The organism is Bradyrhizobium niftali, assembly GCF_004571025.1.
Lineage (GTDB): Bacteria > Pseudomonadota > Alphaproteobacteria > Rhizobiales > Xanthobacteraceae > Bradyrhizobium > Bradyrhizobium niftali.
In genome coordinates this window covers 1,093,430-1,113,442 of the sequence record NZ_SPQT01000001.1, presented here as the reverse complement: position 1 = coordinate 1,113,442, position 20,013 = coordinate 1,093,430, and the positions used below count along the sequence as shown (strand labels likewise).

The 20,013-nt window shown below is 58.3% G+C and carries 14 protein-coding genes and 3 pseudogenes; 5 read left to right on the top strand and 12 right to left on the bottom strand.

Features of this window, described 5'->3' with window-relative positions:
- Nucleotides 1-14: 14 nt before the first annotated feature.
- Nucleotides 15-197, bottom strand: coding sequence for a hypothetical protein (locus E4K65_RS05040; protein WP_135173158.1), 183 nt, complete (start codon nucleotides 195-197; stop codon nucleotides 15-17).
- A 364-nt stretch (nucleotides 198-561) separates the two neighbouring features.
- Here E4K65_RS05040 and E4K65_RS05035 point away from each other — a divergent pair, with 364 nt between their 5' ends.
- On the top strand, nucleotides 562-1,971 hold the full coding sequence (locus E4K65_RS05035; protein WP_135173234.1) for a glutamate-1-semialdehyde 2,1-aminomutase: 1,410 nt from the start codon (nucleotides 562-564) through the stop codon (nucleotides 1,969-1,971).
- Nucleotides 1,972-2,099: 128 nt separating this feature from the next.
- Here E4K65_RS05035 and E4K65_RS48515 read toward each other — a convergent pair whose 3' ends face one another.
- The 6 genes and pseudogenes from E4K65_RS48515 to rfbF all read right to left on the bottom strand — a co-directional run bounded on the left by E4K65_RS48515 (nucleotide 2,100) and on the right by rfbF (nucleotide 6,649).
- Entirely contained in the window at nucleotides 2,100-2,372 is a 273-nt protein-coding gene (locus E4K65_RS48515) for a helix-turn-helix domain-containing protein (protein WP_235885472.1), read from the bottom strand.
- Between the two features lie 96 nt (nucleotides 2,373-2,468).
- Nucleotides 2,469-2,762, bottom strand: a pseudogene (locus E4K65_RS49735) (hypothetical protein); the annotation flags it as partial.
- A 489-nt stretch (nucleotides 2,763-3,251) separates the two neighbouring features.
- Nucleotides 3,252-3,388, bottom strand: a pseudogene (locus E4K65_RS05025) (transposase); the annotation flags it as partial.
- 290 nt (nucleotides 3,389-3,678) lie between these two features.
- On the bottom strand, nucleotides 3,679-4,449 hold the full coding sequence (locus tag E4K65_RS05020) for a LuxR C-terminal-related transcriptional regulator (RefSeq protein ID WP_135173156.1): 771 nt from the start codon (nucleotides 4,447-4,449) through the stop codon (nucleotides 3,679-3,681).
- Nucleotides 4,450-4,734: 285 nt separating this feature from the next.
- A complete protein-coding gene (locus E4K65_RS05015) occupies nucleotides 4,735-5,793 on the bottom strand; it encodes an NAD-dependent epimerase/dehydratase family protein (RefSeq protein WP_135173155.1) in 1,059 nt (352 codons plus the stop codon).
- 13 nt (nucleotides 5,794-5,806) lie between these two features.
- Nucleotides 5,807-6,649 (bottom strand): glucose-1-phosphate cytidylyltransferase, encoded by an 843-nt coding sequence (gene rfbF, locus E4K65_RS05010; protein ID WP_049823846.1) that lies wholly within the window; start codon nucleotides 6,647-6,649, stop codon nucleotides 5,807-5,809.
- A 254-nt stretch (nucleotides 6,650-6,903) separates the two neighbouring features.
- Here rfbF and E4K65_RS05005 point away from each other — a divergent pair, with 254 nt between their 5' ends.
- Nucleotides 6,904-8,070: an acyltransferase family protein gene (locus E4K65_RS05005; RefSeq protein WP_135173154.1), complete on the top strand. Its 1,167-nt coding sequence runs from the start codon at nucleotides 6,904-6,906 to the stop codon at nucleotides 8,068-8,070.
- Nucleotides 8,071-8,119: 49 nt separating this feature from the next.
- Here the strand turns inward: E4K65_RS05005 and E4K65_RS48510 are convergent, their stop codons facing one another.
- Together E4K65_RS48510 and E4K65_RS48505 are read right to left on the bottom strand one after the other, a co-directional pair.
- On the bottom strand, nucleotides 8,120-9,031 hold the full coding sequence (locus E4K65_RS48510; protein WP_430649022.1) for an aldo/keto reductase: 912 nt from the start codon (nucleotides 9,029-9,031) through the stop codon (nucleotides 8,120-8,122).
- Nucleotides 9,032-9,256: 225 nt separating this feature from the next.
- A pseudogene (locus tag E4K65_RS48505) lies at nucleotides 9,257-10,324 on the bottom strand (acyltransferase family protein); the annotation flags it as partial.
- Between the two features lie 792 nt (nucleotides 10,325-11,116).
- Here E4K65_RS48505 and E4K65_RS48500 point away from each other — a divergent pair.
- The 3 genes from E4K65_RS48500 (at nucleotide 11,117) to E4K65_RS04985 (ending at nucleotide 16,533) form a co-directional block, all read left to right on the top strand.
- A complete protein-coding gene (locus tag E4K65_RS48500) occupies nucleotides 11,117-13,609 on the top strand; it encodes an Ig-like domain-containing protein (RefSeq protein ID WP_135173152.1) in 2,493 nt (830 codons plus the stop codon).
- A gap of 415 nt (nucleotides 13,610-14,024) precedes the next feature.
- Nucleotides 14,025-15,035 carry a glycosyltransferase family 2 protein gene (locus tag E4K65_RS04990; RefSeq protein ID WP_135173151.1) on the top strand — a complete coding sequence of 337 codons (1,011 nt, stop codon included), beginning with the start codon at nucleotides 14,025-14,027 and terminating at the stop codon, nucleotides 15,033-15,035.
- A 211-nt stretch (nucleotides 15,036-15,246) separates the two neighbouring features.
- The gene (locus E4K65_RS04985) at nucleotides 15,247-16,533 is read left to right on the top strand and encodes a lipopolysaccharide biosynthesis protein (RefSeq protein WP_135173150.1); all 1,287 of its coding nucleotides are present in this window, start codon (nucleotides 15,247-15,249) and stop codon (nucleotides 16,531-16,533) included.
- Between the two features lie 36 nt (nucleotides 16,534-16,569).
- On the opposite strand, the gene E4K65_RS04980 is transcribed toward E4K65_RS04985, so the two are convergent.
- The 3 genes from E4K65_RS04980 to E4K65_RS04970 form a co-directional block, all read right to left on the bottom strand.
- Entirely contained in the window at nucleotides 16,570-17,295 is a 726-nt protein-coding gene (locus E4K65_RS04980; RefSeq protein ID WP_135173149.1) for an FkbM family methyltransferase, read from the bottom strand.
- A gap of 72 nt (nucleotides 17,296-17,367) precedes the next feature.
- Entirely contained in the window at nucleotides 17,368-18,291 is a 924-nt protein-coding gene (locus tag E4K65_RS04975) for a glycosyltransferase family 2 protein (protein WP_135173148.1), read from the bottom strand.
- Nucleotides 18,292-18,361: 70 nt separating this feature from the next.
- Complete coding sequence (locus E4K65_RS04970; RefSeq protein ID WP_167770524.1) at nucleotides 18,362-20,005, bottom strand: GumC domain-containing protein; 1,644 nt, start codon at nucleotides 20,003-20,005, stop codon at nucleotides 18,362-18,364.
- Between the last annotated feature and the right edge of the window lie 8 nt (nucleotides 20,006-20,013).

Here is a 20,013-nt window from a genome sequence, read left to right as displayed (position 1 = left end):
CTGGGTTCAGGCGACTAGAGGAACACGATCCGACAGAGTTTGACGGCAAGCCACAGCAGAGCTAGATCCCACGCAACGACGCTGACCAGCGCAAATGCGACACCGAGGACAGGCCAGTCGAGAATTCGGCTCGCCGCTTTCGCGGCCCTGAACTGGGTTGCGTAGGTTGCGGTTCTGAGTTGATCGAAGTCAGACATTGCCCGCCCAATCCGTGACGTGACCTCACGACAGCCTAGCCAGAGCTGAATTCGCCAATCTGACAAAGCTCAATAACGGTGGGCTATGCAACGGCGGCGTTCAAGCGATGCTGTGGGTAGCGGGGTGCTGTACCCCGCCAGGCCAGCGGCGTCCGCCCCAAAACGGAGATCGTCGAAAGGCCGACTACCTTTGCGCTCCGCCTGAGCCGAACTGCGGCAATTGGAAAAGATCGCCTGGAATCCTGGTCGCGGCTGCGGCCAAGTTGAGAACTCTCAAATACGTGACATCCTTGTGTCATCAAATGCAGCCGGGCGGCGCGCAACTGCGGTTCTTCGAAAATCACGCGTTGAGAGGGCTTTGGCAATGAACATCAGGTCGAGTTTTTTCTCGGGAACAAATCTGGACAACTTCGCGACGTCTGGAGCGCTGCGATTTCGAGCGCGCGCTGCGATCCCGGGCGGAGCACATACTTATGCGAAGGGCGACGATCAGTACCCGCTCCTCGCGCCAGGCTTCATCGCGAGAGGCTTGGGCTGCCATGTATGGGACGTCGACGGCAACGAGTTCATCGAATACGGAATGGGACTGCGCGCGGTGTCGCTGGGCCATGGCTTTCCAGCTGTCGTGAAGGCCGCAGTCGGGCAGATGTCACAAGGCACAAACTTTACGCGGCCTTCGGCACTTGAGGTCGAATGTGCGGAGCGCCTGATCGAGCTCGTCCCTGCCGCCGAAATGGCGAAATTCACCAAGGACGGATCGACGGCCACGACGGCCGCCATCCGGCTTGCCCGAGCCTATACGGGCCGGGACATGATAGCGCTTTGCTCCGATCAGCCCTTCTTCTCCTACGACGACTGGGCGATCTGCACGACACCCATGAACGCCGGCGTTCCCCGGGCTATGGCGGAGCTGACACAGGGATTCCGGTACAATGACCTGTCCTCGGCGGAGGCGCTGTTTGCCCGATACCCAGGTCGGGTGGCCGCCCTGATCCTCGAAGCCGAAAAGGAGGTGCCGCCGACGCCGGGATATCTCGCCACACTGCGCAAACTGTGCCATCGAAACGGTGCTCTCTTGATCATCGACGAGATGATCACAGGCTTTCGATGGCCGGGGTGCTCTGCCCAAAGTCACCATGGAATTGAGGCAGACCTATCGACCTTCGGCAAGGCGATGGGCAACGGCATCGCAATTTCTGCGCTGCTCGGCAGACGCGAAATCATGGAGCTGGGCGGCCTCAATCATGATCGCGATCGCGTCTTCCTGCTTTCGACGACACATGGTGCCGAGACTCACGCTTTGGCTGCGGCGCTGGCCGTCATGAACACCTATCGGGACGAACCGGTCATCGAGACGCTCCACCGCCAAGGAAGTCGCCTGAAGGCCGGCATCGAAAACTCCACGCAGCGCCGCGGACTGACCCGCTATTTCAAGCTCGCCGGCCGGACGTCCAATATGGTCTATGCTTGTTGTGATCGTGACGGAGTGCCATCACAGACCTTCCGCACATTGTTTCTCCAGGAGACAATCCGCCGCGGCTTGCTTGCGCCCTCACTGGTCACAAGCTATTCGCACACCAACGACGATATCGACCGAACCATCGAGGCCATCGACGGCGCACTCGCCGTATATCAGAAGGCGTTGGAGGACGGGCCGGAAGCCCATCTGATTGGCAGACCGGTCGCGCCGGTGTTCCGTCGACGGGCCACTTCGACTTCGGCCGGAACGCCGAGAACGAAAGTTCGCGGTTCAAGCGATGCGAAAGCCAGTTAATCGATCAAGCCTCGCGCGCGGCGGGCTGTATTTGTAATAGCCCCAATCTGATCACGTTCGGCATCCGAGGAAGCCCGCCGCGAACCACAGAGAACAGTCGCGGCGAGACACTCACAACACGAGACGGTTTATTCAACGGCTCGCCCGTTGGAAATCCTCGCGAGCCCCTCAAGATCGGTGAACTTGATCGTCTTGCGATTGGGAAGATCGATGACCTTCTTCGCCTTGAACTCGGCCAGGGTACGACAAACCGTTTCGAGCGACGTCCCAACGTGATCGGCGATATCAGCCCGGGGTAACTGAAGTCGGAGCGCGCCAGGACGTTTGGGGTCCGCAGGCAAGTGTGGCCGAATGCGCAACAAGAGCCAGGCGATGCGCGCCACGCAGTTCTTTTGGCTCATGGTCATCACCAAGGTGAGAGTATCTGCCAGCACCTGGTGGGCCCCACAGGGTTCATCGCTCCGGCACACTCCAGAAGTCCTCGATCGGATAACGCGACAATCTGTCACGGCTTCTGCGGTAAACTGCTGATGGGTTGAATGGGTCGGCATAACGACATCGCCGGGCCAGTAGAAAGCAAGTATCTGGCGATTTCCGTTCTCAAGAAGGCGGACTGCCCGTACGACCCCCTCAACGATCTCGATCTTCTGAGCTTCTTCCTCTCCTTCCCAAAAGAGAGCCCTGCAGCGAGGCACGAAGGACGTAGACGGGCGTCGAAAATCGGGAACGTTGGTCGATCTATGAACTTGCGAAGAAAGTTTACCCTGGAGTAAAGCGGATTCTGTAAGCATTTGAATTCACCTCAATACGTAACCCAATACGTTGAAGTGTAGGCGGACCTAATCCGAAGGATATTCAGGCTAAAGCGTTAGGATTCTACGGGTTCCGTATAAGCCGGTTGGCCTAGTCCGTCGGGCGAAAAAACTATTCGCTGCCTATGCCGCGCTCAAAAGAGCAAAAAGCTCGTGCAAGCCTGCGGTAAAGGTGCTCACGCGTTTATCACCTGTGCCCAATTACACAGCGCCTTCTGTCGGTTCGATTTTTCGGAAGAGTTGCGGTTGAGGAGCGCAATTGCCCTTGCTGCACGATTTCATCCGAAGCTACGAGCCCCCAGGAGGTTTCCACATTCCCATGGCAACCAGTCGCGTGCGCCAGAGCGTTGCTCATGAGGTTGACGCGGCAACGCTGCCAGCTGGCGTTGAGAACCTTGTCCTCGTTGGGGGTCGGAGACGACGCCGCGAAGGCTGCGTCGACCTCGAGGAGACTGAATATCCGTTGCCGAGAACCTCGCGCCGGCCGTCGGTGTTGACGCCGACCGCGACGATCGCCGCGACCCGGACGATGCATCCCCTGCTGGCTAGCCCTTCACTTGGGTGGCGTCGATCCACAGATATGGCCAGTCGCCCTTGATCGGACGATAAGGCTTTCACCTTGTTCGTCCACGAGCGTGCGGAGCTTCATGATACCGTCGAACATCGGTGGTTCCTCGGTTGCGTTGGCGTGTCGCAACCCAATCCTACCGGCGACTCTCCAGTCTCCACAAAGCTGCCGACCCGCTAGGACAAGATCTCAGGTGCGTAAGGGGGGCTTTGCCCTGCCGAGCTCCACCACCATTCACCGGGGATACGGCCCCGGGGTTGCATCTCTAGCAGCCAGCGCCGAGCAAGACGTTGTTGCCAAGCGCGCGCAAGCTGGAAAATGCAGCGATTACCCGGCTGGTCTTCGAAAGAGAGGCCTATCCGTGGGCTGCGCCCATCGATCGCCAACGATCAACTCCGAACCTGGGCCTGAGCCGTTACCCCGGTCGATCGAGAACCTCTTGCTTCTCATTCTGCTAGCCAACCTGTCCCTGGGCCCGACCAACTTCGCGGCTATAAAGGCCGCTTCCGTCCGATTCCGGGCACAAAGCGCGCGCAGGAGCGCCGCTGTATGGATCTTGCTGGTTCCTTCCGCGATGCTTAGCTCGCGCGCAATCTCTTTGTTCGACATTCCTTGGGCCAGCAGCGGAAGAATTTCGTTCTGCCGGCGTGTCAATCGCAGAGCCTCCAAATTGAAGTTGACCGTCTGAGGGGGCTCTGGTCGGCCTACATCATCATCGGCTAACCACCGCGGAACATAGATGCGTCCAGACAGCAAATCGCCTATCGCCGACAGCAATTCCTCATCCGACTGAAGCTTGGGCAAGAATCCATGAAAGCCAGCCGAAAGACATTTCAGCACGTCCGTGCGGCTGCTCGAAGCCGACATCACTGCAATACGAGTAGCGGGCCTCAAGTCGACGACTTCCGAGAGAACCGCGAGCGAACGTTGATTAAGACAACCTAGATCGATCAGGATCAAATCGATGCCTGTCTCCAGTTCAAAATTCTCGAGCTGTGCCGTGTCTAAGACGCGGGACTTCTTAAACCTGGTCTCCAGAACATCTCGGAGACCACTACGATAAACACTGTGCTGATCAACTATTAGAATGACTGGCACTGCTCAATCTCCGAGCAATCCCGTACTCTTACCCGGGACTCTCACATCGTTGGCAGCTTGAACTGATGAAACGGCAAAACAACCTCACCCATTGGTACTTCTGCTCGGTGTTCCCTTCCCTCCGGCTATACGCTGCCACCCAATAGGATTGCCGCATTGCAAAAATATTATGATTAGTTGTGGAAAAGTCAACTGGTGATAGCAACTCGTTTCCCAACGCTGCCGCGCCGACGGGCCTCGACTTGGCTCCATCGGCGTCGGCAGACAAATACGCGAACCTTCTCGCTAAGTGCGCGCGAGCGCCGGCACGATTTCGGGAATCGGCGTCCACCGCAAATGAAGATCCAACTGCTCGGTGTGCTGCAGGTGTCGAAGCTCCGAAAGGCGTGTAAATGGCGCGGCATTGAAGGTCGCTTCGTCTAGTTGGATGCGCTGGAACACCCCGCTCAATTGCCGCGCGCCACGCTGCGCATTCCATTGGCAGCGGAAATTCGGCATGTGGGCCCTAATCTTCGCAAAGGAGACGCGATAGCTGCGATTGTCTGGACCACTCGGGCCAAACGAAAGATCGCAATCGGTGAAAGTGTCGTTCACGATCTCCGCGATCTCGCGCACCGTATAGTTCTGACTTTCATCGCCGACATTGAACGCCTCGGCGCAAACCGCTTCGCGGGGAGCGTCTAAAGCGCACAGGATGGCCTGGCAGATGTCCTCGATGTGGACCAACGGACGACAGGGGGTGCCGTCGCTCATGACGCGAATTTTCCCTGTTGTGTACGCCCACCCCGCAAGGTTGTTCAGGACGAGATCGAAGCGCTGCCGGGGAGACGCTCCAAACGCGGTGGCGTTACGCAGAAACACGGGCGTGAACCGGGAGTCAGTCAGTTCGACGAGATCGCGCTCGACGAGCACTTTGCATCGCGCATAAGCCGTCTGAGGTTCACAAGAAGACATCTCGGATTTCACCTCGCTGCCGGCCGCTCCATAGATGCTGCAAGAGGACGCATAGATGAATCGCCCGATTCCCGCCTCCCTGCACTTGCGGGCAAATTCTACGGAGCCGCGATGGTTGATCTCCATCGTGATCGCAGGATCATTCTCTCCCAGCGGATCATTAGAGAGCTCCGCGAGGTGCACCACAGCGTCAAACCCCTCCAAATCAGACAGTGACAGCTGCCGCGTATCGCGCGACATGACCATTGGCCGCGTCCTGCCGTCATCGAACAGCCAGCCGCGGCGGTAGAGGCCCGTATCGATCCCGATCGCATCGTAACCGTGCTCAAGCAGTCTCGGGCCGAGCACCGCACCGATATATCCGTCAGCTCCAGTGAAGAGAACGCGCATCTGCTTCATCTCCTCAGATTGTTGCCCGATCGGCGATTGCGGGGTGCGATATCTTGGTGCTTCCATTCGCGGCACCGCCCTTATTCCAGACGCACCAGGGTGGATCTCCGGTATCCCAGAGATCCTGGAGAATGGCCTTGTCGCGCAAGGTGTCCATGTTCTGCCAGTAGCCACGGTGCCTGTAGACAGCTAGTTGGTCCTGTTCGGTCAGACGGGCGAGCGGCTCGTTTTCCCAGCTCGTACTGTCGTCGTCGATGAGATCGAGGGACTGAGGTTCGACAACGAAGAAACCTCCGTTGATGACCTGACCGTCGCTCGCGTCCTTCTCGCGAAAGCCGGCCGCGCGGGGGCGGTCAGACGAGAGATTGATCGCACCAAAGCGGCCGGGTAGCTGGACCGCGGTGACCGTCGCCAGGGCGCCCTGCTGATGGTGGAATTTGATTAGCGCACGTATGTCGACGTCGCTGACGCCATCGCCGTATGTCATGCAGAAGGTCGAATTCCCGAGATGCTCGCGCACTCGTTTGAGGCGCCCCCCGGTCATCGTCCTCTCTCCGGTATCGACCAGCGTCACCTGCCAGGGCTCCGATCCGTTTCGATGCATTTCGATGCGGTTGCGCTGAAGGTCGAGCGTGAAGTCTCCCTGGTGAGACAAGTAGCTCATGAAATAGTCCTTGATCACCGTGCCCTTGTAGCCACAGCAAATGACGAACTCGTTGAGGCCGTAATGGGAATACAGCTTCATGATATGCCACAGGATCGGACGACCACCGATCTCAACCAGCGGCTTCGGCACCACCGAAGTCTGCTCGCTCAATCTCGTACCGTAGCCGCCGGCGAGAATAACAACCTTCATAGGGATCTCCTGTCCTAGGTTCCCCACCGAAACATGCGCAGATGCATTTTCGGATGGCGCAGTTCGGACCGTAGTTCGCTGGGGCACGACCAAGTTGATGACCGTCAACTCGGCAGGACGACATCAGTTGATGCCGCATACGCGTCATCACGAGCGTTCGCACGCATGACAATTTGACGTTCATCAACTTGCCGATCTGCGCTGCCGATATTCAACGATCGAGGCGAACGCCTACTACCCCGGCAGAACACGCGATGACATCGATCGGTGACAAGTGGGAAGCGGCGAAGGGACGGCCCGCGGGTTTCGATCTCCTGCGCATCTCATTGGCAGTCGCCGTCATCCTTTGGCACTCAGTCGCGGTTTGCTACGGTTTGCCCGCCGAACAATGGTTCTATGGGGGCTCATTGAAGCCCGTTGTCTGGCTTATCGTCCCCGCCTTCTTTGCCCTCAGCGGATTCCTCGTTGCAGGAAGCCTCGAGCGGAACAGCCTTCCGGCGTTCGTCACGCTGCGGGTTATCAGGATATTCCCTGCCCTGACTGCAGAAGTCGTGATCTCGGCTATGCTGATCGGCCCGCTCTTCACAAACCTGGCCCTGTCGCAATATTTCACCGACCCCGACTTCCTTCGCTATTTCCTCAATGCAATCGGTGACGTTCACTTCTATTTGCCCGGCGTATTTTCCGACTTGCCCGTGCCAAACATGGTCAACAGCCAGCTTTGGACCGTTCCGCACGAACTCGAATGTTATGTTGCCATCAGTGCGGCTGCGTTAATCGGCTTGACGAGGCGTCACCGGCTCTTCTTGTTCGCAGTCCTGTTCGTCGTGTGCGCATTGGCGCTGCGTGACATTGTTGGCGGGAAGCCCGCCTCGCCTGCCGCTCCTCCGGGCCGGATGCTAGTTCTCGCCTTCCTGTGCGGAGTGGCGCTGTTCCTGAACCGAACCCGGATCGTGTTTTCGCGCTGGCTGCTGCTGGTCAGCCTTGTAGGCTTCATTGCTTCCGTGCTCGCCTCGAACCGCGCCGGAGAGGATCTGGCCGCACTCTTCGTCAGCTACCTCACGGTCTATCTCGGGCTACTCAATTTCAACGTCGGACCTGTCACCCGGGTGGCCGATTACTCGTATGGCATCTATCTTTACGGGTTTCCCGTTCAGCAAACAGTTGCTCAGCTCTTGCCGAACTACCGCATTTGGTACGTCAATTTTGGGATCAGCCTTGCCGTGACTTCGATCTTCGCGATTGCATCCTGGCATCTGCTCGAATCCAGGGTGATGGCGGGGAAGAAGCCGATCCTGGCGTTCGTCTCAATGCTCGTGGATCGAGTGCGGTATATGCTCGTAACCGCGTGGGGTTTGCTGTTTCGCCGCCCTGCTGAAGCCGGTACTGCGCCTGCCAAGCCGCCGGCTCCGACAAACTGAGCGATATGGGCCAACCGGGGGAGCCACGGAAAACAAAACCCGAGCTGCCTCAAGTCCTCGAGAGCCGACGGGTCAGTCCACGAAATAAGCCCATTTGCCCATAGGTCGCAGGATCGGGGCCGATCCTTCCATCAGGCCGATCGAGCCTCGAGATGACCGCGTGGTCGTCGCTGGTCAAATCAAAGTCGAACACGTCGATGTTCTCGGCCATGCGGGCCGCGTTTGCCGATTTCGGTATCGCGATCGTGCCATTTTCGAAGTGCCAGCGAAGCACAATCTGCGCAGGCGAACAGCCGCACCGCTCTGCGATGGCCAATATTCTCGGATTGGTGAGAGCCGCGCCCCGCCCAAGCGGACTCCATGCCTGAGTGACGATGCCATAGCGCTCGTGGATATTTCGTAGCTCGCGCTGTTGGAACGCTGGATGCAGCTCGACCTGATTGACCGCCGGTACGACGCCGGTCTCATGCATGATGCGTTCCAGATGATCGGCCATGAAGTTCGATACACCAATCGACCGGACACGTCCCTGCTTCTGGAGCTCGATGAGCGCGCGCCAAGTCTCGACATATGCCCGCCGTTGAGGGCATGGCCAATGGATCAGATAGAGATCGACTACGTCGAGTTGCAACCTGGCAGAGCTTGCGTCGAACGCACGCATTGTCCGGTCGTATCCCTGATCCTCATTGCGAAGCTTCGTCGTGATGTAGAACTGGTTTCTTACCCGCTTCAGGGCCGTGCCAACTCCGCTCTCGTTTCCATAATCTGCAGCAGTGTCGATCAAGCGATAGCCTGCGTTGATCGCGGATGTGATGACTTCCGGCGCAATCGCGTTGTCGATCTGCCAGGCTCCAAAGCCGAGTTGGGGCAATACATGACCGTCGTTGAGCAACGCCATCGGGACTCGAGTTGCAACCGCTGCAAGGTGCCCTCGCGACCGTTCTGCCTGCCTCAGCGGCATTCCAGAGGCAGCCGACGGTAAGGACGGTCCGGCTCCAGCAGCAGCAGGGGGCGCCGTGGCACGATCAGATGCGAGTACGTATGGCAGAGCGGCGGCGTCAACAACCACCGTCGGACGCAGCAGAGGGCCGTCGATCCAGCCGCGAAGCATCTTAGCCTTCAACCAGTCACGGATCGTTGGGGTGCGCCTTTCAAAAACGCAATAGAAGATTGCCGCTGTGAACAGGCAGGCCAGGATGAAACTTGCGTTAAGCCCGATCGAGGCCAGCGTGAATTCCTGGCGATCACTGGCAACGGTGACGTTCAGGAGCAGCAGGATCGGATAGTGTATCGCATAGAGCGAAAAGCTGAACTTTGCGAGCTCCCTGCCGGCTCGAAGAAATGAAGGCAGCGACACCTTCAGATGGTCTGCGCCAACAATGAATGCGGCCGTGCCTAATCCGACCGACATGCTGAACGAGGCCCATTGAGGGAAGAGGCCCTTCAATGTGAGAAAATACAGTCCCGTCATACTCAAGAGAAAGCCGCAGCACCACGCCCAGGCCGGCGCAACCACCGCATAGGCGATCACGCCGAGGCACCAGATGAAGAAAAAGAAGATGAATTTCAGACCGATATGCGTACCGCCGGTGTCATGGTGTTCGGCGAGCGCAAACAGCCCGAAGACCGTGACGATCATCGCGATGTAGGCCGGTTTCTTACGCACCGAAATCAGCGCAAAAAACAGCACATAGTACCAGAACTCGTTCGACAAGCTCCAGAGGGCGGCATTTCCTGCGAATTCCGAACAGGCTATCGTCTGGAGAAACAGGCCGTTGCAGATCGCAGCGGCTGCGCCAACAGGCGCGTGAAAGATGACCGCATTGTTGTAGAGGTCCTGATGCGAGGACACATATACCTGCCACCCCGCTGACTGCCGCGCCGAGATATAGAGGCAGAAGGATATCGTCAGCGCGGGCAGGAGCACGACATAGAGGCGCGATAAGCGCGCCGAGAAATAGTCGACAGCGTTCGGCCGTCCTCGCAAGGCTCTAACCAGAGCGGGCCCTCCCACAAGGTAACCGCTCAAAACAAAGAAAACGAGAACAGCCGCGGGGCCATTCGCGCTTGCGGCCCACAGAATGGAATAGACCGCTCTCATTGCCGGGTCGTAACCCTCGCCCGGCAGCTTCTCCATGAACATCAACTGATAGGAATGGAATGCCAGGACCTCGACGGCAGCGAGCCCGCGCGCAAGATCGAGCCAGTCGGATAGAACATTCGAAATTCCGGTCTGTGCACGAAAGCCGATCACGTGATGCCTTCCGTCTCGAACCCTTTTCGGCGAACCACAGAAGAGACGCCATCCCTCTCGCTTAGACCCAACCGTTCCAATCGAGTTGACGATGCTCAATAATGAGCGGTGCAACAATAAGAGATGCGGACACCTCTCGTCGCACGGATTTCGACCGCCGCACTCGTCGAAGGGTCGATGCAAATGTCAGAAGCGGCATGCGTCTCACCGAGGCGGGACAATTCGACGCAATGCGCTCAACATGCGACCACACACAGCGAGCGAAACACAAAAACAGCCGGTATTTCCTCGTGATAGCAAACGTGGTGATCAAACAGCTCCTGCTGCCTCAAGCGGCAAACGTCACCATTAGACGGTAATGATGAGAGAACGCCTCACTGCCACCCCATTCCGCAACAAATCAATCACATTGACGACAGATTCTGTTGCAAGCGTGAACTCGCGAATGCGCCGGGTTGCATTTGCAGGTCGTTGCGCTGACGACCATTGCTCAAAATGAGTGCAATCACGGAAGCTGCGAAAATTTCGTTGCGGCGCGTCGATTGAACTTTACTGCGGCTTGGTTCATGCTTTCTGGAAAGGCTCAAGGTGATTCGGCAAGTCCGATTTCGGTAATGCGGGACGATGGCCGCAGGGCGTTCGGCCGGTTCTTGCAACTTTCGAGTATCAGCAGAAACAGCGTTTAGTTGGCGCGAACGGCGTGACGTCGATCGTGCCTTCTGTCCCCGCACGCTCGCGGGCAGCCTTGAATGCTGTCTCACATCCACACATTCGAACGACTAGGAAAGTGAAATGGGGATTTCGTTATCGGAGCTGATCAAACAGAACACGCTTGGGCAGAGCGATGGGTATCCTGCCGGTGTTCCGCACAGCTACAGTTGGTACAAGGGTTGGAATCCCGGTGGTCAAATGACACCGCCTGCCGGCTTCACCGCGGTCGAAGGTTGGGGGCAGGTCTATACGGAAGAAGGCACTCCCGCGTCTCCAAGTGCGGACGTCGAAGTCGCGAACGCAAAAACCTACGTTCATATCAAGGAGACCGGTCAGTGGGTGCTGGTCCAGGACCAGTCAAAGCTTGGCATCGGAGGCGGGCATTTCGTCTCTGATTTCGCCGGTAACTCAGCTTATCCGATGACGGTGACTCGGCTGTCAAACGGAGCGGCGAGCTTTGATGCGCCTTCGACCGGATACAACGATCATTTCTGGTATGGATCGCGCGGGACCTACATGGCCGGTACGGTCGACGGCGTTTACGTCCAGATGGATATGAGGACGACCGATGCCAACGCGAATCTGGTGGGCATGGTCGGCGTGGACTGGTGGCGCAACGCGACGGCTCCGTTTCTTGCCGACCACAGCAACAATCCAGGTGTCGGAGGCAGCAATTGGGTTGAGCTATCAACCCAGTGGAAGACGATCGGTTACTATTCCCTGAGCACTGCGGCGTTCCAGGCAGACTTGCCTCCGCCGTTGCTTGGATCTTCACCTCCAGTCGAGCCTTCCGACACGGTGGCACCGGCATCGCCCACGATAGCCGCACTCACGCCGGATACAGGTACCGCCGGAGACAACGTCACCAACGCCAAGCAATTGACGTTGAGCGGAACGGCAGAAGCGGGCAGCACCATCAAGGTATTTGAGGGCACCACCGTGATTGGCACGGCCAAGGCCAATGCGAGCGGCACCTGGAGCCTGACCACAGCCCAATTACCGGACGGCAATCATGCTTTCACCGCAACCGCCACAGACGCTGCAGGCAACGTCAGTTCAAAATCCGCTGCTCGCAGTATCCTTGTGGACACGCTGGCGCCGGTGGCCCCCAGGATCACGGCATTCACACCGGATAGTGGTACCGTCGCGGCCAGGACGACGAACACCAGGCAACTGACGTTGAGCGGCACGGCGGAAGCGGGCAGCACGGTTAAGGTCGTTGAGGGAACGACCGTGATTGGCACGACCAAAGCTGACGCGGGCGGCGCCTGGAGCCTGACAACGGCCCAGTTGGCTGCCGGGAACCATGCCTTTGCTGCGATGGCCACTGACGCTGCGGGCAACGTTAGCACGAAATCTGCCGCACTGAATGTGACGGTGAGCGCGCCCGTCACCTCACCACCGGCAAATGGAGACAACTTGCTGGTCAACGGGTCATTCGAGGCAACGGCCTTGGCGCCCTTCGCTGGCGGCCGTTGGGGAGCTTACAAGTCGGTGTCCGGCTGGACCGCGATCTCCGGCGGCACGATCGAGCTCTGGAACAATCTTGGTGGGGTCAAGGCCAGCGACGGCGGCAATTTTGGCGAGCTCGACTATGCCGGCGCGCGAGATGGATTCTACCAGGACGTCAAGACCGTCGCGGGACAAGTCTATCAGCTGTCCTTCGATGCGCGGTCACGACCCGGCTTCACCGGCGCGACCTGCTCGATCGAAGTGTTGTGGAATGGCTCAGTCATTGCGACCGTTCCACCTAGCAGTAGTTGGGACGCCTATGATTTCAAGGTCGTGGGCACCGGCAGCAACGATCGCCTTACCTTCCGCGAGGTAGCCAGCCAGGGTAGCGACGGTCTGGGTGCCCTCTATGACAATATCCAACTCACCGTCGCCACGGCGACGCCGACCGATTCACTACCGGGGGCCGCGGATAAGAATCTCCTGGTGAACGGATCGTTCGAATCATCTTCGCTGGCGCCCCTCCAAGCCGGCCGCTGGGGGGCCTTCGATGCTATTCCGGGCTGGCACGCCATCAGCGGCGGAACCATCGAGCTCTGGAATAATCTGAACGGCGTGAAAGCAAGTGACGGCGTCAACTACGGCGAATTGGACTATGCCGGAGCTCGCGACGGACTTTACCAGGATGTGGAAACCGTGGCCGGCCAGCAATACGTTCTTTCCTTCGATGCGCGCTCGCGGCCGGGCTTCACAAGCTCGACCTGCTCGATCGAAGTCCTCTGGAATGGCTCGATCCTTGGGGTCGTTCCGCCCGACAGCACCTGGCAAAACTATGATTTCACGGTGACGGGTACAGGCGGACAGGATCGCGTGACATTCCGCGAGGTTGCGGGCCAAGGCAGTGACGGGCTAGGTGCGCTCTATGACAATGTGTCTTTGGTTGCAAAGCCCGCGAGCTCTGCCTCGGCGTCTCTGCTGAGCAGTGCAAATCAGGCGTTCGCGCTACTGAGCCAGTATACCGCGACCGATGCGACCACAGCCGGCGCCGTGACGAACGGGCCTCTCGCGGTCGATCCGAACGCTTCACTCGTGCAGACGCTCTCGTTGCCTGCCCAACACTAGTTTTCTCGCAATGGGATAGACAAAACCTCGGGGCGCCGTTTCACGGCCCCCGCATTTTGTTTTGCGTCCGCCCGCGCGGAACGCCCTCACACAAGCAGCCGCGGCCTGGCGAACAACGGCCGACGGAATTGATAGCCGTCAACTCGGACCCCGTCTGTCGCAGTTTAGATGATGCCGGGCGCGCCCAGAATGATGCCGTTCGCCGTCCATGACGCCTTTTTGCGATTTCACACGTGGGAGGAGCCGGCCGTGCATTCCAGCAAGTTCACTTCCGGTCGCGAACCAAACAACACCGGATCGAGCCTCTCATGGCGATTGCCGCGACGACACGTCTGACAATCGAAATTCCATGACACATTCGGCAAATATCACGGAGTGTCTGCCCTCGAACCATGCGAATGCGATGGCGAGTCGTATGCCTTCGGCCACGACAAGCCATCCCTACGTGACGATTGCAATTCCCACGTATAACCGGGCCGCCCTATTGAAGGGATGCATTGCGTCAGCCCTGGCGCAGACCTACCCCCATTTCGAAGTCCTCGTTTCGAACAATGCTTCGCCCGACGATACCGCACAGACCTTGGACGAATTTAGCGACCCACGATTGCGCGTCATCACCCAGGAAACGAACATTGGCCTGCTCCCGAATTGGAATGCATGTCTCGCGAATGCCCGAGGCGAATACATCATCCTCGTCTCCGATGACGACAGAATAATGCCGTCGCTGCTCGATCGATGCGTGGCCCTCATTGACCAATACCCGCAACTTCCAATCGTCATTACCCTAAGCAATCTACATGCCGCCTCGCTCGGCCAGACGCGCCCGCCGCGCGTCAGCCGGACTCTCGATACCGGCATTCGGGACGGCACCACGATTCTGAATGCGTTCCTGACCGACCAGATCACAGTTAACGTATGCGGCGTAGTGATGCGCACTGCCCTCCTGCGCGAGCGCGGCGGCATCCCGCTGGATCTACCGCACACAGCCGACGTCGCTGCATGGGCGCCGCTGCTACTTCTCGGCAAAGCAGGTCTCATCAACGAGGCCTGTGCGACCTACACCTATCACGACGATTCCGAGACGGCTCGATTGGGGGTGGAACAGCTTCTGCACGACGGACGCAAGGTAGCCGATTTGATCGCGCAGACTGCGGAATCCAGTGTCCAGGACACACGGCTGCGCAAAACCATCCAGCTCCAGGCCAGGCGCTGCTTTGCTCGTCGGGGACTGATCACGCTGACAGATTTTCGTAAGGGCGGTGCGAGCATAGTGGAGATGTCGAGCGTGGCCTGGCAATTTCGCCGGGATCTTCACGGCGTCAGCCTGCAAGCCGTCCTTCGTTTCGTTGCTGTCGCCCTTTGTCCGCCGCTTCTCGCCGCCCGCTTGCGTCGCCTGAGGCGCAGCCCCCCGGAACAACTCGCTTGACGGTAAGTGGTCCGTCTCCCGGTCCACGAGTCTGACAGCAATCGCACGGTCGGCCACAGTTTGTCGGCTTAAACCGTTATTGATGCCTCTCAAATTCGGCCGGCTCTCGCACCCATAGGCTACCCCGAGAGTCATTGGTTTTCCGATCGAGCGGACCGGGCGCGAGATGAATGCGATGGTGATCTGTTATGCCTGATTCATTGCCTGCATCATGAGCACAAAAGCCTTGCCGGACTCACCCAGCCGCCTCCTCGTCGATCTAATGGTCATGGCCATGCGGGCGAGCGTCATGGGCTGCAAATTCGGCCTCACCTTGTTCATTGCCCGCTATCTTGATCTGTCGTCGCTGGGTCTCTATGGCCTCGCCGCCGGCGCGATCGCAGCCGTTCCGATCGTAGTCAATCTCGGTATGAACCACCTGCTGATGCGCGACGCCGTAACGGCCTCCACCAGCGAAATGATCGACAGCATGCGCCACTATTGGTGCTTCGTGGTGTTAGCATACACGGTTCTTCTGACGATCACGACGCTGGCCACCGTCCTCTTCGGCACTCCGCCTCTCTGGATCCTCATCGTCGCCGTGATCATGTTCGAGCATGTTGGCAACGACATTTTCTACCTCCTTTCCAGCCTGCAGCGGCACGTCTGGGCAAACGCCATCGGTTTCATCCGCGGCGCGGCCTGGATCCTCTTCTATGTTCCGCTCGCCATTTGGGACGCCAGCTTCAGATCGCTTCCGTATCTGTTCGGTTTCTGGTTGGTGGGAGGCGTTGCCTCGGTAGGGCTGTTCGCTTTCCTGAGCCGGTCATGGCCATGGCTGGCATCCTTCTCCCGGCCGTTCAGACGTTCAGTGATCACCGACGCGATCCGAAAGTCCTTCCTCATGCTGTTGAGCGACCTCGGCTTTATTACGAGCCAGTATATCGACCGCTACCTGATCACACTGTTCCTGGGTTTGAAAGTCGCCGGCATCTACTTCCTCTTCTGGACGGTCGGCAGTTCCGCAACCACCTTCCTGGCTCTGGTCCTTCAACAAAAGCAGCGCCCATCGCTGATCAGCGCATATCGGACTAGCGGCCCCTCGGCGCACCGTCAGCTGGCCTGGCGCTTCCTGCAGACAACCGCGCTCACGACCGCTGCGCTCAGCACGGCGGTCGGATTTACCTTCCAGGTCCTTCTGCCATGGGTCGCTCAGCCCGCGCTCGTCGCCCAGTGGTCGGCATTCTGGTTGATCGTAGCTGGGCTGGCTGTTCGTTATATGGCCGATTTCGGCGTCTTGGCCTTGTTTACAGCGCATCTTGACCGCCTGACGACGGTCACGAACCTGGCCTCGGTAGGGGTTCTGGTGATAGCACAATTGGTGCTGTTGCCGCTCGCCGGACTCCATGGCGCCGGAGCGGCAATCCTGTTGACGTCGCTCATCATGGCACTATGGCGCTACTGGTTGCTGTTCGGCTTGCCGATCTCGAACGCCTATTCCCGCCGAGTGGGCGCCTAATTGCAGATTCAGAGCCATCTCAGGAATGTTCGGCAATTAGTCGTAGCTGAGACCATCGGCGTAATGAGTCCGCCTAAATAGGCAATCTACCTCAAGGAGCGACGCTGGATCCCGGGAGTAGTAGGTCACCGGACGCAGCTGGCTCAGCGTAAAGCCAGCCTCTCGCATGAAGCGGAGTGCTTCATCGAACTTCCAGGTATCCTCATAAAGATGGATCAGGGGCAATTCGAGTTGAACGCCAAGCAGGCGATGAAGCGAGTTTGCACCCCCGCGCAGGACGCTCTGCTCAAATCCCTGCGTATCAACCTTCAGGAAAACACGCTCGCCGACGAACTCCTCAAATATCGAATCGAGCGTGGCGATCTGGACCTTGTCGACGCGAACCACTTGGGATTCGTAGATGCTGTTCCGACCGATCTCTGTCTGGCTGACGATCGAGCTCATGGCCGTGTTCTTGCTCACATTGATCTGGATGACGCCGTTGACATCGCCCAGCGCCACATTTCGGCACTCCCATTTCTGATCGGCCTCGCAGCTTTTCTCGAGTCTCTTGAACACATCAACCACAGGCTCGAAGGAGACAATCCTCCCTGCATAACCTTGCGATTTGAGATCGTGTACGAACTGACCCTCGTTCGCTCCGACGTCCAGAACAAGGTTTACGGAACGGGATCGGAGGAACTCCGCCAAATTCGGATGATGACGGCGAATTTCGTATCCTGCTGACCTCACGAACGATTTCAGTCGATCTTTCACCACCATATTTCTCTGCTCCTGTCAGTTTCGTCCAGCTCGGTTAGGCCGTTGATATCGCGCGCAGGTGGGACAGACGGCTCACCGCCTGCCGAATTGGCTTCGACGCCATCTCAGGAGCGGTGACACAATTGCTCTCCCTACTTGAGTCCGCCTCAGGCCGACCTTCACTAGGTCCAAGGCCGGCGATGGAAGGGGTGGCATCAGGTCATCGCGCGTGAAGAACATTCCATCGCCCCGATCAACGTCACATTCAGCGACCTCTCTCACGCGATCGCGCCAGGATGCCAGCTCATGCAGGGGCACTGGACCTTTTTCCATCCAGTCAGGCTGCAAGCCCTTCGCAAGCGCTCGGTTCGCCTCGTGCTTGAATAGCCCCGGCTGCTGTTGACGTATCGCCAGTCGCTTGGATATCTGCGCCGGAGAGCGGTATGGGAAATGCTTCAAACGTATCCGCGATGGAGATGTCCGTCCGCGATTATGTGGCCAGATCAGTCCGCCCCAACGGAGATCGCCTCGATGGCGAACGAATCGCGGTTCGCTCCAGTTGTTCTGATAGTACCTGAGCCGCTCTTGCACGGGGCGGGCGAGCCATTCAGCCGGGTTCTCTTCGTAGTTCTTCAAATCGGCGTCCGTGAAATAGAAATTCATTGTCGCCGAAAGAACGAAGCCATAGCTTTGGGGCACGTTCCCAAGGAACTGCGCCGGATCATCGATGAAGAACTCGTCAGAATCGAGCCTGCACCACCAGTCTCCCGGCGACGCTACATGCCGTCGCGTTTCAAATATTTCGCCACGGAGCTCATCGGTGAACGTCCGATCGTCGTGGCCAACGAGCTCGATCTTGGGATAGCAATTCGCGAGGTCCTGAAGCGTCTCCCAGGTTCCATCGACGCTTCCATTGTCAAAAACGAAGATCCGATCGCTCCATTCGAGAGCCGCTTTCAACGTCTCGCCGACAATGTCGTTCTCGTCTCGAACGCAACAAATGCTGAATATCTTCATGTCGAGGATTACCCTTGGTACCGGCGACGGCTACCGACGCGTCACATGGCACTCTCATGGCACATTGTATTCACCCCTTCAGTGGAGGCATTCTGGGTGATCGTGCGCCAATCCCGGCGCCGTTTTCCTCGTAGTCAGCCCATCCGACGGGATGAAGCCCCCTCATCCCATCCCCTCTTTGAACGGCCATCAACAAGTTCTTTATCGGATCGTGATCCTCAACGGCGGTGACCGGGTTGGGCGCCGGAGACATGGTGCTCTTGGCAAGCTCGGGACCGAAGATGCCACCTAAGCCAAGCAGAATTCCGCCAGCGACTGCCAATGCGACAAGCTGCGAGACTTGCGGAAACACCGGCGCTGTTGGCGTTATCGCCTTCTGCACCACTCTAAGACTGGAGAGTTGGCTCTTCTTGGCCACTTCGGAGCTTATCTGCTCTTCGAGAATTCGAGTTGCATACTGTGCGGCGGCCGACGACGAGGTCGTGAGAACTCGTTTCAATCTCCCGTATTCTGCTTCCTTCGCGGAAAGCGACGCCAGCTCCTTGTTTACCTTCTCGAGCTCAGTACCGAGCTGATTCAGGAGCTCCATTTGCCCATTGAGTTCGGCATTCAGCTTCATCAGCGTCGCCATGTTGTCCTGGTAGACCTTGATCAGAAGCAACGGCGGCTGCTCCTCAAACTGCTCAGGCGGCTTTGCGACCGGGTCAAGACCCTTACGGCCATCCTGCCCTCCGAGCGTGGTTACCATCCGACTGACGGCCTTGTTCTGCGCAACTGGCCGCAATACGGCCAATTGGTCGGCGACCGACAGTTTCTGCCCCTTCTTGTCCTCGATCGCACCTCGCGTCGTGGCGATCAGCGCAGACAGATCACTGGCACGTTTGAGAAGCAGCTGCCGCTGGTCGTCGACGGCATAGATCGAGGCCTCGACGGAGAAGCGCTTCAGTTCTGCAGCTGCTATCTCGGCCTCCTCCTCCAGCCGCTTCGTTTGTTGCTGGAAGAACTCCTGTGCACCCGGCATTTGCACGTCGAGGCTTTGCACGGTAACCAACGCGTTCGCGAGCTCGTTCAGATAGCTCGCGGCGATCACCGGATCCTTGTGACGGAACGTTATCCTCAATAGATCAGAGCGCCCCTCCTGTTTCGCGTTCACGCGGTCTCGCAAGCTGAGAATGCCCGCTTGATTACGCTCTATGTCCTCTTCCGTCTCGTCAACCGGCTTCGCCTGCGCCTTCGGTTCTGCAGGCTCTTTGGCGAACACGTCTCGAAGATCAATCTCCCTTCCCCATGCCATAACTCTGGCCAGACGCGTCGGGTTTGAGTCGGACGATAGTCTCTCGTAACCGACGTTCTTCGCCGCCTCCAGGATGACCAGATCGATCTTGGCGATGCGCGACAGTGATTCCATTCGGCTTTGGAGGTCAACGCCCTCCCCGAACGGCGTGGCCGCCGCGTTAGTGGAAGATCGTTCCTTGATCCCCTGCCCGGCGCGAAGCAAGACGTATGCTTCGTAGCGCTCTCCAACCGCAGCGTAGTAAAGAAAGGCCGCGCCGGACGTCAGCAACAGGCACAGATATATGACCCATTGCCGACGCCATAACAGACCGAACGCGCTGGCTAATACACTGCTCGTGCCACGTTCCACTGTCGACTCCAATTCTTCTGACAGCTTAAGGTCCACCGAAGCGTTCGGGCGGGTATTGACGATCGTCAACTCAGACT